The organism is Caulobacter sp. GW821-FHT12A07, assembly GCF_058807655.1.
Genome location: NZ_JBXAQX010000001.1, coordinates 712190 through 725717, shown reverse-complemented (window position 1 = coordinate 725717; position 13528 = coordinate 712190). Strand labels below are relative to the sequence as shown.

The 13528-nt window shown below is 69.3% G+C and carries 15 protein-coding genes and 1 pseudogene; 5 read left to right on the top strand and 11 right to left on the bottom strand.

Features of this window, described 5'->3' with window-relative positions; all coding sequences use genetic code 11:
• Positions 1-86: 86 nt before the first annotated feature.
• On the bottom strand, positions 87-1790 hold the full coding sequence (locus tag AC1RRS_RS03420; RefSeq protein WP_492853944.1) for a hypothetical protein: 1704 nt from the start codon (positions 1788-1790) through the stop codon (positions 87-89).
• Between the two features lie 139 nt (positions 1791-1929).
• On the opposite strand from AC1RRS_RS03420, the gene AC1RRS_RS03415 reads away from it, so the two are divergent.
• The 3 genes from AC1RRS_RS03415 to AC1RRS_RS03405 all read left to right on the top strand — a co-directional run bounded on the left by AC1RRS_RS03415 (position 1930) and on the right by AC1RRS_RS03405 (position 4190).
• On the top strand, positions 1930-2817 hold the full coding sequence (locus AC1RRS_RS03415) for an alpha/beta fold hydrolase (protein WP_492853943.1): 888 nt from the start codon (positions 1930-1932) through the stop codon (positions 2815-2817).
• Between the two features lie 64 nt (positions 2818-2881).
• On the top strand, positions 2882-3478 hold the full coding sequence (locus tag AC1RRS_RS03410; RefSeq protein WP_492853942.1) for a DNA-3-methyladenine glycosylase I: 597 nt from the start codon (positions 2882-2884) through the stop codon (positions 3476-3478).
• Positions 3479-3524: 46 nt separating this feature from the next.
• On the top strand, positions 3525-4190 hold the full coding sequence (locus AC1RRS_RS03405; RefSeq protein WP_492853941.1) for a HEAT repeat domain-containing protein: 666 nt from the start codon (positions 3525-3527) through the stop codon (positions 4188-4190).
• Positions 4191-4367: 177 nt separating this feature from the next.
• On the opposite strand, the gene AC1RRS_RS03400 is transcribed toward AC1RRS_RS03405, so the two are convergent.
• Positions 4368-4712 carry a DUF8200 family protein gene (locus tag AC1RRS_RS03400; RefSeq protein ID WP_492853940.1) on the bottom strand — a complete coding sequence of 115 codons (345 nt, stop codon included), beginning with the start codon at positions 4710-4712 and terminating at the stop codon, positions 4368-4370.
• Positions 4713-4773: 61 nt separating this feature from the next.
• Complete coding sequence (locus tag AC1RRS_RS03395) at positions 4774-5421, bottom strand: glutathione S-transferase C-terminal domain-containing protein (RefSeq protein ID WP_492853939.1); 648 nt, start codon at positions 5419-5421, stop codon at positions 4774-4776.
• An 83-nt stretch (positions 5422-5504) separates the two neighbouring features.
• Between AC1RRS_RS03395 and AC1RRS_RS03390 the strand changes: the two genes are divergently transcribed.
• Positions 5505-6173 (top strand): TetR/AcrR family transcriptional regulator, encoded by a 669-nt coding sequence (locus AC1RRS_RS03390; protein ID WP_492853938.1) that lies wholly within the window; start codon positions 5505-5507, stop codon positions 6171-6173.
• A 65-nt stretch (positions 6174-6238) separates the two neighbouring features.
• Here the strand turns inward: AC1RRS_RS03390 and AC1RRS_RS03385 are convergent, their stop codons facing one another.
• From AC1RRS_RS03385 to AC1RRS_RS03370, 4 genes and pseudogenes are all read right to left on the bottom strand, one after another.
• Positions 6239-7426, bottom strand: a complete 1188-nt coding sequence (locus AC1RRS_RS03385) for a sialidase family protein (protein WP_492853937.1) — start codon at positions 7424-7426, stop codon at positions 6239-6241.
• A 33-nt stretch (positions 7427-7459) separates the two neighbouring features.
• The gene (locus tag AC1RRS_RS03380; RefSeq protein ID WP_492853936.1) at positions 7460-7642 is read right to left on the bottom strand and encodes a hypothetical protein; all 183 of its coding nucleotides are present in this window, start codon (positions 7640-7642) and stop codon (positions 7460-7462) included.
• A pseudogene (locus tag AC1RRS_RS03375) lies at positions 7639-8724 on the bottom strand (PepSY-associated TM helix domain-containing protein); the annotation flags it as partial. The pseudogene AC1RRS_RS03375 and the gene AC1RRS_RS03380, both read right to left, overlap by 4 nt.
• Before the next feature lie 105 nt (positions 8725-8829).
• Positions 8830-9564 carry a DMP19 family protein gene (locus AC1RRS_RS03370; RefSeq protein ID WP_492853935.1) on the bottom strand — a complete coding sequence of 245 codons (735 nt, stop codon included), beginning with the start codon at positions 9562-9564 and terminating at the stop codon, positions 8830-8832.
• 143 nt (positions 9565-9707) lie between these two features.
• Here AC1RRS_RS03370 and rnhB point away from each other — a divergent pair, with 143 nt between their 5' ends.
• Positions 9708-10331 carry a ribonuclease HII gene (gene rnhB, locus AC1RRS_RS03365; protein WP_492853934.1) on the top strand — a complete coding sequence of 208 codons (624 nt, stop codon included), beginning with the start codon at positions 9708-9710 and terminating at the stop codon, positions 10329-10331.
• Between the two features lie 198 nt (positions 10332-10529).
• Here the strand turns inward: rnhB and AC1RRS_RS03360 are convergent, their stop codons facing one another.
• From AC1RRS_RS03360 to AC1RRS_RS03345, 4 genes are read right to left on the bottom strand one after another with little or no spacing between them, the layout of a single operon-like run.
• The gene (locus AC1RRS_RS03360) at positions 10530-11882 is read right to left on the bottom strand and encodes a ThiF family adenylyltransferase (protein ID WP_492853933.1); all 1353 of its coding nucleotides are present in this window, start codon (positions 11880-11882) and stop codon (positions 10530-10532) included.
• Positions 11879-12337, bottom strand: coding sequence for a hypothetical protein (locus AC1RRS_RS03355; RefSeq protein ID WP_492853932.1), 459 nt, complete (start codon positions 12335-12337; stop codon positions 11879-11881). Before AC1RRS_RS03355 ends, AC1RRS_RS03360 begins: the two co-directional genes overlap by 4 nt.
• On the bottom strand, positions 12334-12795 hold the full coding sequence (locus AC1RRS_RS03350; protein WP_492853931.1) for a hypothetical protein: 462 nt from the start codon (positions 12793-12795) through the stop codon (positions 12334-12336). Before AC1RRS_RS03350 ends, AC1RRS_RS03355 begins: the two co-directional genes overlap by 4 nt.
• Positions 12788-13480 (bottom strand): hypothetical protein, encoded by a 693-nt coding sequence (locus AC1RRS_RS03345; protein ID WP_492853930.1) that lies wholly within the window; start codon positions 13478-13480, stop codon positions 12788-12790. The genes AC1RRS_RS03350 and AC1RRS_RS03345 overlap by 8 nt, the downstream gene beginning before the upstream one ends.
• Positions 13481-13528 lie beyond the last annotated feature (48 nt).

The window sequence follows — 13528 nt, the reverse complement described above, 5'->3', positions numbered from 1 at the left end:
CGGCGGCGCCATATCCCGAAAGCCAGCTTGGGTCCCCGCCTTCGCGGGGAAGGACGGAGGTGGGGGAGGCAGGCGCATGATCCGCCCTAGCCGGCCCCTTCGAGCCAGGGCACGCGCGGCAGGCGGGTGTCGCCATCCAGCTGGCAGACCGAGCGTGGCGAGGCCGGCCCCACCTCGGCGAGGATGCGGTCGATCTCCTTGCGGTAGCCGCGCGAGGCGGCGCCATTGAAGCCGTTGCTGGCGGGCAGGGCGGCCAGCGGCTGCGCCAGGTCGCGTCGTCCCATCCGCAGCAGCGCCAGCACCGAAGCCTGGATCACATCAGCGCGGGCGTCGCTCCGGGGGATGGCCGCGACCCGGTCGGCGACGCTCGCCGCCGCCGGTCCCGCGCGGCAAAGGCCCAGCAGGGCGTCGGTGCGGCCCGGCACGGCGCGGACGGCCTCGATCCTTTTCGCCAGCGGCAGGGCGGCCGGCGCGCCCAGATCGCCCAGGCGGACGGCCAGCCCCTCCAGGGCCGCGTCCTCGCCGACCAGCGGCGCCAGGCGCGGGCCGATGCGGGCGAAGGCCTCGGCCGGCAGGGCGGCGGCCACGTCGGCGAAGGTCTGCTGGGCGCTGGAGCGGGAGCGATCGCCATAGGCCCGCCCGATCGCCGCCAGCAGGGCCTCGGCGTCGACCTGGTCGGCGTTGCTGACCACGATCCAGCGGCTGAAGTCCTCGTCCTGGGCCAGGTCCTCGCCGGCCATCAGGCGCGAGAAGCGGGCCAGGCTGCGGTCCACGGCCTGGCGTCCGAAGGCGCGGGCCTGGGCCACGGCCGGTTCCGAACCCGCCGCCAGGGCGCGGGTCTGGGCCTCGTCGAGCGACAGGATCAGCTTGCCGCCGATCCTGGTCGTATGGATCGGCCGCTCCGCCAGGCCAAGGACCCCGGCGATCATGCCCGCAAAGCCCTCCGCCCCGCCGCCGACCCCCGGCTTCAGCTGGTAGAGCGTGTGGGTGCATTCGTGGCGGGTCCAGGTGAGGCAGCCCACCAGCGGGAAGGGGATCGGCGAGGGGACGGCGGCGATCCCATAGGCCAGGGCGACGGCGCGGCCGTCCGGCGCCGTCAGGGTCAGGCGCCGCAGTCCCGGCTCCAGATCCCCGGGTCCTTCGCCGGTGGCCACCCGCACCACCGGCCCCTGCGGCTCGCCGGGCAGGCTCAGCACGCAGGCGTTGGACACCAGCGCCCGGCCGACCATCATCCGCTGCGCCGTCATCCGAAGGTCGGGGGACTTGGGGATGGTCTCGCAGGTCGCGCGCGGCAGCACCCGCAGCGCGGCCGGCTGGCCGCTGCGGTAGACATCGGGATAACGGTAGACGACCGGCAGGGCGTAGCGCTCGACCAGGCTCTGGGCCAGTTGACCGGGGGCCAGGATCGAGGCCTGGGCCGGATCGAAGGGCAGGCGCACGGCGGCGTTCTCGCGCCGCAGCCGCTCGTCCAGCGCGCGATAGTCCAGATAGCCCGTGACGCACCAGACCAGGTTGCCGCCATAGACCAGCACCGGGATGATCAGCATCCAGCGGGGCGCGGCCCGGCGCCAGGCGTCGACCGCCATCGTCACCAGGGCGGCGTTGAACAGCAGGCCGATCCAAAGCGGCGACAGGGCGAAGAACAGGATCAGGTTCAGCAGCGGGATCTGCTGCAGCAGATAGGCCGGGATCATCGCCAGCAGGAACAGCGGCCAGGCGGGCCAGCGCCGAGGCTTGGCCGGCCCGTCGGGACTGGGAGCGGGTTTTCGCCGTCCGAACGTCTCGCTCATGCGGGCCGTCTCCGTCGCCAAGCGCGCGGGCTCTACTCGCTCATAAATTGATTACTGATTATTCATCGCGCGGGCGATTGCGGCGACAGGGATCTGGGCTCAAGTCTTCGGGCGAGCATCGCCGTCTGGGGGAAAGCTAATGAACCGCCGTGAACTCCTGGGCGCGGGCGCCCTGCTGGCCGTCCCCCTGGCCGCGTTCGCCGGACCTGCCCTGGCGGCCGACATCGACCGCTTCTCCGTGGTCGTGCGCGGCAAGGGGCCGGACGTGATCCTGATCCCGGGCCTGGCCTCGTCGCGGGCGGTCTGGGCGCCGACGGCCAAGGCGCTGGAGGATCGCTACCGCGTCCACCTGGTGCAGGTGGCGGGTTTCGCCGGCGATCCGGCCGGAGCCAACGCCGAGGGCGCGGTCGCGGCCGGCGTCGCCGAGGGCCTGGCCGCCTACATCCAGGCCAAGGGGCTGAAGGCGCCGGCCGTCATCGGTCATTCGATGGGCGGCACGATCGGCCTGATGCTGGCGGCCCGGCATCCCGCGCTGGTCGGCCGGCTGATGGTGGTCGACATGTTCCCCAACCTGGCCATGGCCTATTTCGGACCGGGCGCCTCGCGCGACGCCGTGGCCAAGGGCGCGGCCGACTTCCGCCAGCGGATCGAGACCGCGCCGCAGGACCAGTACCTGGCCCGCCAGAACCAGACCGCCGCGACCATGGTGCTCACCGAGAGCGCCCGCCAGGCGGTGGTCGACGACTCCCTGGCCAGCGACCGCAAGGTCGTGGGTCGGGCGATGGAGGAACTGCTGACCACTGATCTGGCGCCCGAACTGCCCCGGATCACCGCTCCGACCACCGTGGTCTGGGCCTGGAACAAGGCCAGCTTCGCGTCCGCCGAGGCCTTCGCCGGCTGGTACGGCGCGGCCTATGCGCCGCTGAAGGGGGTCAAGCTCGTCCGCATCGACGAGGCCGCCCACTTCGTGATGATCGACCAGCCGGCCCGCTTCCAGGCCGAGGTCGAGGCGTTCCTGAAGCCCTAGTCGGCCTGCGCGCGTGTTCCTCAAAAGTTCTGGTTTTCGGGCGCCGTTCTGCTAGCGTCGCCGCATGACTGAGATCCATCGCTGCACCTGGCGGGGCATGAACGGCGACCCGCTGTACGAGGCCTACCACGACACCGAGTGGGGCGTGCCCGAGTACGACAGCCGCGCCCTGTGGGAGAAGCTGGTGCTCGACGGCTTCCAGGCCGGGCTGTCGTGGATCACCATCCTCAAGAAGCGCGAGGCCTTCCGCGCCGCCTTCGCCGATTTCGACCCCGAGATCGTCGCCCGCTTCGGGGCCGAGGACCGCGCCCGGCTGATGGCCGACGCCGGCATCATCCGCTCCAACGCCAAGATCGACGCGGCCATCAACGGCGCGCGGATCTATCTCGACATGCGCGCTCGCGGCGAGGACTTCTCCGAGTTTCTGTGGGGCATCGTCGGCGGCGCGCCGATCCAGAACAGCTTCACCGGCATGGGCGACGTCCCGGCCCAGACGCCCCTGGCCGTCGAGATGGCCAAGGCCCTGAAGGCCAAGGGCTTCAAGTTCTGCGGCCCGGTGATCGTCTACGCCTTCATGCAGGCCGTCGGCATGGTCAACGACCACTTCGTGACGTGCTTCCGCCACGACGAGTGCCGGGCGCTGGGCGGGGAGCGGGGGTAGGGCGCGACGGCTCGCGGGCCTTGGCCCTGCGCGCTATGCTCGCATGATGGACGCCAGCACCGTTGAGTTAGACGCCGCGAAATCCCGCCTCCGCGCGGCCATGCAAGATTTCGAGGCCTGGGCGGAGCGGGAGGCGCCGGTTTCCTCGCGAGGGGGAGAGTGGGAAGTCAACTATCCGGATTGGGGCGAGATCCACGACGCCTACCTGGATCTGCTGCGCGTGATCCATCTCGAAGCGCTGGACGCCGAGACGTCGCATCGCCTGCTCTACCTGCTCGGTCGGGACAATGAGATCCAGTTCCTCGAGCGGGAGCTGGTGGCGCGACCGCCCCTGCTGCTCGCCCTGACGGAAGCGGCGCTGCGGTCCGACGACGCGGATGCGCGGTGGCAGATCGCCGACGCGCTCGGCGTCGTCGATGTCCCCGACGAAAGCGTCGTCTCCACGCTTGAGGCGTTCGTCGTTGATCCGGAGGAGTATGTCTCCCGGCGTGCGCTCCTGGCCCTGGCCCGACGGACGTCGGCGACCATCGAGCCATGGGCGGTCAGGGCGTGGGAGACGGGCGGGGAGTACCAGCGAATAGCGGCGCTCCACGCCCTCGCGACCCGGGGCTCGGCGTTGCTCGCGTTCTATCTCGCCGAAGCCGACGCCGACGGACGTGAGCATCTGGCGAACTTCGCGGAGGGAATCCGCAAGAACGGTCCCGAGGCCTGATCGGCAATCAACGGCCTGAGCTCATTTTCCTCCGAGCATCCCCGCGAAGGCGGGGACCCAAGCTGAATTTCAGGCGGGGGCGCGGCCGTGGATCATCCGCGGCCTCGGCTTGGATCCCCGCCTTCGCGGGGAAGAACGGGTTTGGGTGGTGCAGGGCGGAGGACTGCCCGCCGACGCCTAGCGCGCCGCCGCGACCTCGGCGGGGCTGGGCGTCTTGGCGAAGCGCGCCGGGTTGCAGTCGGCCAGCTGGGCGTCGGACAGCGTCACGCCGCGATAGTTGAAGCCCGTCACGGTCCCCAGTTCGCGCGTCAGGCGCCGGCAGCTGCGCAGGGGCGGCAGCGATTTCACCTGGAGCGAGCGGCAGACCTGGCCCTCGCAGCGCCAGGCCGCGCCGTCGAACACGATGTAGTCGCGGGGCGCGGGCGCGCTGAGGGTCAGCCAAGCGTTCTGGGCCTGGGGTTCGGCCATGGCGGGGCCGCCCGTCGCGACCAGGGCCGCGACGGCGAAAAGAAAGCTACGCATGGGAAAGCTCCGGGGAGGAGGTTGGGGAGGGTACGCTTACTGGAACCCGTTGGCGCCGCGCCTAGGCGGCGGCCTTGAAGAGCGTGAATTCCTCGCCCAGCGCCCGCGCCACCGAGGGGCGGACTTGCAGGCGGTCGCGATAGGCGGAGAGGGCGGGATAGGGCGTGAAGTCCATCGCCAGGTAGCGGGTCCAGACCAGCATCACGAACAGATAGGCGTCGGCGACGCCGAAGCGGTCCTGCAGGAACGCGCGTCCGGCCAGGTGCGCCTCCAGCACGGCGAAGCGCTCGGCGGCCGACGCCCGGGCCAGGGCCTTGGCGTCTTCCGGCGCGCTGGCGGCCAGCAGGACGCCGAAGGTCCGGGCGTGCAGCTCGGCGCCGACGAAGCTCAGCCAGCTCTGGGCGCGGCGGCGCTCGGGGCCGTCGGGGGCGATCAGGCCGGCGGCCGGGAACAGGTCGGCCACATGCTGCAGGATCACCGCGTTCTCATAGATCAGCTCGCCGTCGCCCGTGCGCAGCACCGGCACCTGGCCCATCGGATTGATCGCCAGGAACGGCGCGCCGTCCCGCGTGCGCTTGGGCCTGGCCCTGGTGTCGACCTGGATGAAGTTGATCGGCGCGCCCGCCTCGTAGGCGGCGATCCGCGTCGCCATCGAACAGGCCATCGGAGAGAAGTACAGGTCCATCGCCGCCTCCGTTTGCATTTTCATACTGTTTCGCATAAAAATAACGGAGGTCAAGGAATAAGCTGCGAAACGGTACAAAAAGCAGCGCCGGCCTGGAGAGAGTCGAGATGTCGGAACAACCCGCCAAGCGCCGAGGCCGCCCGCGCGCCTACGACCCCCAGGTCGCCCTGGCCAAGGCCACCGAGACCTTCTGGACCCAGGGCTACGCCGGCGCCTCGCTGGACGACCTGAGCGCCGCCACCGGCATGAACCGCCCCAGTCTCTACGGGGCGTTCGGCGACAAGCAGGCGCTCTTCTCCGCCGCCATCGACGCCTATATGGACGCCTCGCGCGGGGCGATGGTCCAGGCGTTCCGGGCCGGCGGCACGCTGCGCCAGGCGCTGGAGCGGGTCTATCGCGCGGCGCTGGACATCTATCTGTCGGGCGAGGATGGCGGGCGCGGCTGCTTCATGGTCAGCGCGGGCCTGGGCCAGGCGGTGGTCGATCCGGCCGTGCGCGACAAGGTGGCGGCCGGCCTGCACGAGCTGGACCGGGGCTTCGAGCGCCTGGTCGCCCGCGCCGAAGCCGCCGGCGAACTGCCCCCCGGCGCCGACCCGGCGGTCCTGGCCCGCGTGGCCGGCGGCATGCTCAACGCCCTGTCGGTCCGCGCCCGCGCCGGCGAGACCCGCGAGCAGCTGGAAGCCACGATCCAGGCGACGGTGGATCTGGTGTGCGGGGCGGAGAGGGGTAGCCGCCCAGATGCTCCCCCTCTGGGGGAGCTGTCGCGGAGCGACTGAGGGGGTTTAGCCGCCGTGCCGGCCCCCTCCGGCCCTCCGGGCCACCTCCCCCAGAGGGGGAGGATTTACCGCTTCGCCAGCCCCGCCACCGGAACCCGCGTCACCTGCACGTCCTCCTTGTTGGCGGCGTAGCCGACATAGAGCCAGCCGTTCCAGACCACGCTCTTGGGATAGTGATAGCCCGGCCGCTTGTACTGGCCCGGAAACCGCAGCGGCTGCAGGTCGGCCTGGCCGCGCAGGCGCCAGCTGCGATCGAACAGGCGGCCGTCGGGGCTGAGCGTCACCGCCAGCGGCAGGCGCGGGCGGTCGGTGTTGGGGGCGTTGACGAGATAGGCGGTCCCGTCCGGCAGGTTGCCGGCGCTCTGCTTGGCGCGGGCGTCGGGCATGTCGGTCAGGGCCGGCGTCGTCCAGGTCTGGCCCCGGTCGCAGCTTTCCGCGGCCAGCTGGCGGAAGCTGAGGTCCTCGTCGCGGAACACCATCACCGCGCAGCCGTCGGCGCGGCGGAACAGGCTGGGCTCGATCTCGCGGCTCAGGCGCTTCTCGTGCGGGGCGGCGGCGCCTGACGTGTCGCGCGGCAGGCTCTCCATCTTTCCCTGCCTCCAGCCCGAGACGCCCAACGGGTCGTCGGTGAAGAACGGCTTGGCGATCATCCCCGGCCGCAGGTGGAAGGCGGTCATCACCCGGCCGTCGATCCGGTGCGGGTCCTGCTCGATCACCCCTTCCACGGGGCGGCCGCCTTCGCCCATCACCCGGCGCGGCGCGCTCCAGGTCCGCCCGTCGCGGCTGGTGCGGTATTCGGCGTAGCCGCCGGCCCCCGACTGGAAGCCCTCCGGCCAGACATTGGCGTAGGCGACCAATACCTTCCCATCCGTCCACCAGCCGCCGCTGGAGCGCATCAGTCCGCCGGTCCCGGCCGGCGCCAGTTCCTTGGGCGCGCTCCACCGCTCGCCGTCGTCGCTGACGCTGTAGGCGACCCAGGTGTCGGCGGAATCCTCGTCGCGGGCCGAGCTCTGCCACTGGGCGTAGAGGCGGCCCTTGAAGCCGATCAGCGCCACGCCGTTGCTGAACTTGTCGGTCGTTTCGGTCGGCGCGAAGACGGTGAAGGTCTCCACCCCCGGCGCGGGCGCCAAGCCGAGGTCCGGCCGGCCCTGCGCGAAGAGCCCCGGCGCGACCGTGTAAGGCGGGACTTGCGGCGCGGCGGCGGCCGTCAGCAGCAGGACGGCGGCAAGGCTGGCGATCGAAGACGGTCTCATCCGGCGAGCCTAGCGGGGCGAGGCGCCTCTCCGCTACCGCCGCCGCGCGACCAGCGCCCAGACGGTCGCCGCCACCGAGGCCCCCAGGGCCGCCGCCCCGATCCAGTCCCAGGCGCCGTCGCCCAGCAGGGCGACGACCAGGCCAAACAGGCTGAGCGCCGCCACGGCCAGCGGGATGCGGAACATCTGCCAGAGGGAAAGATGGCCCCGGCTCATTTCAGCGTCCCCCGCTTGACCAGCCACAGATAGAGGCCCGAGCCGAGGACCACGATGGTCGCCAGGTCGAGCAGCGCCCAGAGGATCTTCAGCGGCAGGCCGCCGTAGTCGCCGAAATGCAGCGGCTGCGACAGCGACAGGGCCGCCACGTACCAGGGCGTCGGGGCCACGGCGGCCAGCCGGCCCGTGCGGGCGTCGATCAGGGCCGGGGTGGTCAGGTGGGCGGTCAGCGGCGTGTCGCCGTGGAAGAACACCGCGTAGTGGTGCTGGGTCGAATAGGTCGAGCCGGGGAAGGCCACGAACTGCAGCTGCCTGCCGGGCAGGGCCAGCCTGGCCCGCTCGACCGCCGCGTTCAGCGAGCTGCGCGCCGCGATCGGCGCGGGCGCATCATAGGCGGTGGTCAGCTCCTTCAGCGCCGTGTCCTTCCAGTAGGCGATGATCGGCGTGGCCAGGGTGTTGACGACGCCGGTGACGCCCACGACCAGCACCCAGGCCAGGGTCACCGCGCCCAAGAGGTTGTGGTAGTCGAGCCAGCGGGTCCGCGCGGCCTTGTGGGCCCGCACCGTGCCGAACGGCAGCCGGCGCATGAACGGCGCGTAGAGCACCACGCCCGACACCAGCGCGACGACCAGCAGCAGCCCCATGGCCCCCAGGAACAGCATGCCCGGCAGGCCCAGGAACATGTCGGTGTGCAGCTGGAGCAGGAACTCCATCACCGGATGGCCGGCCACCGACGGGGCCGGATCGCCGCTGGTCTGGTCGATCGGCTGGAAGCTGTAGCCCGACTTGCCCGGGACCACGCTGGTGACGTTCACCACCGGCCGGTCCTCGTCGAAGCTCATGAAGGCGGGAACCTCGCCGGGCTTGCGGGCCATGGCCGCGGCCAGCACCTGGTCGAGGTCCAGCTTGGGGCCATTGGGCCGGGCCGGCGTCCAGGCCTGGTGCATGGCCACCTCCTCGATCTCGTGGGTGAACACGAGCGGCAGGCCGGTGACGCACAGCATCAGCAGGAACAGGGTCGAGACCAGGCTCGACCACTTGTGCGCCCACGACCAGGCCCGCAGCGTCGAGGCCTTCATCGGGCGAGGCGCGGGAAGGCGAGGGCGGGCACGGCGAGATCTCCAGCGCTGAGAATGCGTCGCGATAGAGAAAAAGCCGTGCGGTGACAATCGGATCGTGGGGCGGGCTCAATCGATCAGTTGGCAAAGCTCGGCCTGGCGCTGGCGGGCGAAGGCCAGGACCATTTCCATCGATCCGGCCTTGGTCGCCGTTTTGTAGAACCAGGCGCTGAAGGCCTCGACGGCTTCAGACGGCGGATCCTCCCAGTCGTCGAACACCGCTTCGCCGTCGGGCCTCAGCACGCCTTGGCCGACCAGCTGTTGGTACTTGGCTTGCCACAGCCAGTCGGCCCGCCCCGCCAGGGCGGCGTCGATCTCCTTGCGTGAGGGCGGCCGCCACCAGGGGCGATCCCGCGACAGCAGATGGCGCATCAAGCGCCGACGGTTGCGCGCCCACTTCTTCGGCTCGTCCAGCAGGTTTGGCTCTTCGATCACGCGGGGGGCGGCCGGGTCGCCCGCCTGCTCGCGGAACGCCGCCTCGAAATGCGTCTGCAACTCGGGCCAGGGCAGTTGCCGGATCAGGCGCCAGGCCAGGGCCAGGTTGGCTCGGTAGTTGTAGGCGAACTGGCTGAAGCCGCCGTTGGCGGTCTGGCCGACAAGATCGCTCCACATCATCAGCACGCGTTGGGCTTCGGTCAGGGAGTCGTTGCCGGGGCTGCCATAGAAGTTCCATCCCTCGATCTCCATCACCTCGGGCCGGTGGATCAGACCCTCCCCCGTCGCCCATGTATCGGCGTCGTACGGCTTCAGTGCCTCCTCGAACTGGGCGCGTGTCAGGCGCGGCAGCGGATTGGTGTTCGGCATGATCCATTCCCCGATCCTCCCCGCGATGCGACCGCGCCCGAGGGGAGAGCGGGGAGCGTATCCTCTACCGGCGCGAGCGTCGTCAATCGCCATCCGGCCTCGCCCCGTTCCCTTCACGGCCGAACACGCCTAAACACCCGCCCATGCCGAGCGGTCCCGACATGATGCTGGAAGCCGCCTGCGGGCCGGGACCGGTCTGCGGGGTGGACGAGGCCGGCCGCGGGCCGTGGGCCGGTCCGGTCAGCGCCGCCGCCGTGATCCTCGATCCGGCCCGGGTCCCTGCGGGCCTCAACGACTCCAAGAAGCTGTCGGCCAAGGCCCGCATGGCCCTGGAGGTCGAGATCAAGGCGATGGCGATCGCCTGGTGCGTGGGCATGGCGTCGGTCGAGGAGATCGCGGAGCTCAACATCCTGCACGCGGCGGGCCTGGCCATGAAGCGCGCCGTCGAGGGGCTGGGGGTCAAGCCGGCCTTCGCGCTGGTGGACGGCAACTACCGCTTCGTTCTGCCGTGCGAGGTCAAGACCGTGGTCAAGGGCGACAGCCTGTCATGCTCGATCGCGGCGGCCTCGATCCTGGCCAAGGAAGCCCGCGACCGGATCATGGTCGAGGCCGACGGCCTCTATCCCGGCTACGGTTTCGCCGGCCACAAGGGCTACCATGCCCCCATCCACCTCGAAGGCCTCCGCAAACTCGGCCCCTCGCCGATCCACCGCCTCAGCTGGGCCCCGGTGAAGCTGGCGCTGGCGGGGGAGCTGGGAGAGGGCTGAGGGCGACCGGCCCGCCGACGTTGTGGCGGACGTCCGCGTTCGGCGACGGCTCCAGCTTTCCGACGCGACCTGTGGTGGATGGTCGAGGTCCGCTCGTGGCGTCTTCGCTGACGTTGGGATGGTCCGGTCTGCGGTCAATGTGATCCACGAAACGCAAAGTTTCGTTTTGCCTCTGGTAGAGCGCCGCAGGTCTGGCAGCTATTCCTCGTTGCGGCCCCAGAAGTGCTCGATCGTGCTGACGAAGACGGGATCAGCGCAGAACTCGCAGCCTGGCGTTTTTGATACGAAGCGCCGGGTTCGACCGACCGGACCTCGCCACGGATCGACCTGCCAGCCTCCTGTCTCAGGGTAGCCGACGTGTTGGCGTACAAGTTCGATCGCCAAGAGCGCGCCCGCCATCGCGGATACGAATGCGAACGGGGTGAGGACCTGGCGCCCCTCCGGGGATGCGAGGGCCTGGGTTGCGCAGAGTTCCCGAAATAGAGAGTCGAAAGCCTTGTTCACCAGGGCCTTTGGATCACGCCCCGGATAGCGCTGCACGATCTTCTCGGCGACTTCCAAGGTGACGAAGCCCGTCCGGATCGTGTCGATGTCGAGGCCCAAAGCCTCGGCGATCGACGTTTCGCGCGCATGTTCGTCGGGCGTATGCCGGTAGAGGCAAGCTAGGCAGGCTCCGTCCGATGGCTGTCGATTTGAGTGAACGACGACAAAGCGAACGTCGGTGGTGGAGGCGTCCAAAACTCGGCCGGGCACGAACTTCTGGAGCTTTCGACGGGCAACACGGCTGTCCACCGTTACGATCATGGTGGACACGGGAGGCTTGTCCTTGGCCCAATCGGCAAACTCCTGCTTGAAAGCGCTTATCCGGAGCCCGGAGAGGTCCGGTTGAGCACGTTCCACAAGCAATTCGGCCTTACCGCCGCCTTCATCGCCCGGCTGCAGATAGAGGCAACGATTGAGGTTGCCCGCACCGACTTCTTTGGGATCGACAACGTCCATGGAACCTTCGACCGGGACGTGCCGCAAGGCTCTCAGGAATCCATGAGCGACCGCGCCGGCGCCGACCATGACCACTCCGTTCAGCGGGATCACCTCACCGACAGAGAGGTTGGGAATGCCGAATTCCTTCGCTTGGAGGTCGAGTGGATCAGCCGCGGCGGGCAACCGCGCATCCGAGATGGCCGCTCGGATAGCCATTGCCGCAATAATCGGTGCGGTCGCAGCCTCGAACAGTGCGGCGGGATTGCCTGCCGGCCGTCTCACACTCTCCGTACTGGCGACAACTCTCTCGGCGCCGATATCCGCGAACAGGACCGGGCCGTCCGAGACCGGTTCGGCAGGGCCGATCACCAATTCCAGATCAACCGGCACGCCGACGTCACGCGTTGTCGTCACGGTCCGTCCAGTCATAGCCTCGATCTCGCCCGCCCAACCTTGTCGGGAGGGAGCGACGGTTACGAGGATGGTCCGCTGCAGTTTCGCCGTCGCCTCGTCTTCATCCACACCAATCATCGAGGCGAGCATCCGGGCAGTTTCCAGGGCGGCGCTCACTGAGTGATCTCCAGGCAGGTGTTGGGGACGAGTTCCCACTCGCCGTCCGGCGAAAACTCGTAGGTCATCACTTCGTCGAGGAAGGTCTTGGCGGACGTAGTCGCGGCGAAGCCTGGCAGAACCAGCGACAAGGCGCCTCGATGTCGGATAATCGCCCACGCCGCGTCGGCTTCGGAATGGAATGCCGGTCCCGGGTGGGTGTGAAGCTGAGCCAGGATTTTGGACCGAGTTTGGCCGAGCGTCCGCATCAAGGCCGTCATGCTGGAGGGGGGAAGATAAAAGCGGTCTCTCTCGCAGACCTGCTCCGGCTCATAGACGTCCCGGACCTTTCCTTCACCGGTTGCTGTGTCCCGCCCAAGCCATACGACCATCCGCTCCTGGCCAAGCGCACCGCCCGCACGCAATCGCGTGAGCGTGTCTTCCAGAGCGGCCCGTCCAATGATGAGGCGTGTCATCGTTTTCCCTTCCAGACTCGCCAGAGTTGGACGACCAGTCCAACCAAGTCGTTTCCCGATTGACCCCGATAATTCTCCCACGCTTCAGCGCGGTGCCCCGAGTGCGTATGAAACTCGCGCGATCCCCTCATGCAGACGAAAGGTCTTTGGGTCATCTCGTGGGCGCCCGCGTTGAACACCGAGTTGCTGCGCGCGAACATCGGCCCGTAGACGGGGTCGTTTCCGCCAGCTTGAAGCGGATCGCCCCCGGGGGTCAAAAGCGCGATCGACGGCGGCTGATCGTTCCAGCCATCACAAGTCAAGCGCACGCGAAGAGGGGGAGTGGCCCCCTCTTCGAACACGATGTCCAGAGTGGGATAGGCGGCCTCGACCAGTCTCCAGCCATAGCCCTTCAAGAGCCGGGGCGTGAGTTTCGAGGCCGCCTCGTCGAACATGCGCTTGGAGACAAACTCAAGCACCGCCGCCGCCCTCCGGCGCGTTCCAGGCCAGGGCTACCGTGCCGGAAAGGCTGTTCTGGGCGAACGTGAGTGCGGGGTTCACGTCCCGTCCGTCGAAGCTCACCACCCAGTCCGAGGTATCGGTCAGGTGCAGCTTGCGGGCCGCACGTGCGAGCACGTCCGAGACGAGGGTGTCCGGCTCCACGCGGATGACGCCCTCCAGCGGAAAGACACCGTTGGTGGTCAGCACCGACACCAGCACCTTTTCCGGTCGGCGGCGACGCGTCACCAGGTCCTCGACCCCCTTCGGTCCGAACTCGACCTCGCCGTCCTGGGCCAGCACCAGGTCGGGCTCGCCGTCTCGCTCGAGGACCAGCTCATGCTGGTCATCGACGCCGAAGATTTCGAGCAGTTCGCTCACATCGGCGGTCGCTGCGCCCCAAACCTGGGATACCTCGTCCACGGTGAAGGCCCAGAGATTGTCGGTCTCGAAGGCTCGAAAGCGGCGCAGTTCGGGCGGCAGGACCTCCTCGTGGGGCCAGTTCCGGATCCGACCGCCATCGATCGAGAGGAGCTGGTGCTCGCTCGGCGGCTTGAAGCCGCCCGCCAGCAGCGCGTCCCGGGCGGTGGGCGTCGCGTCCGGAATGGCGACTTCCTTGCCGTTGATATGGAGCGCCGTAGTCGCGGCGCGGTCGAGGGTAGACATGTTCGCTTTCTCCGTTCGGCGGCGCCGTTGGTTGACAGCCCTTGTTTC

What these genes read in the sequence shown, in the direction of transcription:
- AC1RRS_RS03420 (WP_492853944.1), bottom strand. Translation starts at nt 1,790, where the DNA reads ATGAGCGAGACGTTCGGACGGCGAAAACCCGCTCCCAGTCCCGACGGG.
- AC1RRS_RS03415 (WP_492853943.1), top strand. Translation starts at nt 1,930, where the DNA reads ATGAACCGCCGTGAACTCCTGGGCGCGGGCGCCCTGCTGGCCGTCCCC.
- AC1RRS_RS03410 (WP_492853942.1), top strand. Translation starts at nt 2,882, where the DNA reads ATGACTGAGATCCATCGCTGCACCTGGCGGGGCATGAACGGCGACCCG.
- AC1RRS_RS03405 (WP_492853941.1), top strand. Translation starts at nt 3,525, where the DNA reads ATGGACGCCAGCACCGTTGAGTTAGACGCCGCGAAATCCCGCCTCCGC.
- AC1RRS_RS03400 (WP_492853940.1), bottom strand. Translation starts at nt 4,712, where the DNA reads ATGCGTAGCTTTCTTTTCGCCGTCGCGGCCCTGGTCGCGACGGGCGGC.
- AC1RRS_RS03395 (WP_492853939.1), bottom strand. Translation starts at nt 5,421, where the DNA reads ATGAAAATGCAAACGGAGGCGGCGATGGACCTGTACTTCTCTCCGATG.
- AC1RRS_RS03390 (WP_492853938.1), top strand. Translation starts at nt 5,505, where the DNA reads ATGTCGGAACAACCCGCCAAGCGCCGAGGCCGCCCGCGCGCCTACGAC.
- AC1RRS_RS03385 (WP_492853937.1), bottom strand. Translation starts at nt 7,426, where the DNA reads ATGAGACCGTCTTCGATCGCCAGCCTTGCCGCCGTCCTGCTGCTGACG.
- AC1RRS_RS03380 (WP_492853936.1), bottom strand. Translation starts at nt 7,642, where the DNA reads ATGAGCCGGGGCCATCTTTCCCTCTGGCAGATGTTCCGCATCCCGCTG.
- AC1RRS_RS03370 (WP_492853935.1), bottom strand. Translation starts at nt 9,564, where the DNA reads ATGCCGAACACCAATCCGCTGCCGCGCCTGACACGCGCCCAGTTCGAG.
- rnhB (WP_492853934.1), top strand. Translation starts at nt 9,708, where the DNA reads ATGCCGAGCGGTCCCGACATGATGCTGGAAGCCGCCTGCGGGCCGGGA.
- AC1RRS_RS03355 (WP_492853932.1), bottom strand. Translation starts at nt 12,337, where the DNA reads ATGACACGCCTCATCATTGGACGGGCCGCTCTGGAAGACACGCTCACG.
- AC1RRS_RS03345 (WP_492853930.1), bottom strand. Translation starts at nt 13,480, where the DNA reads ATGTCTACCCTCGACCGCGCCGCGACTACGGCGCTCCATATCAACGGC.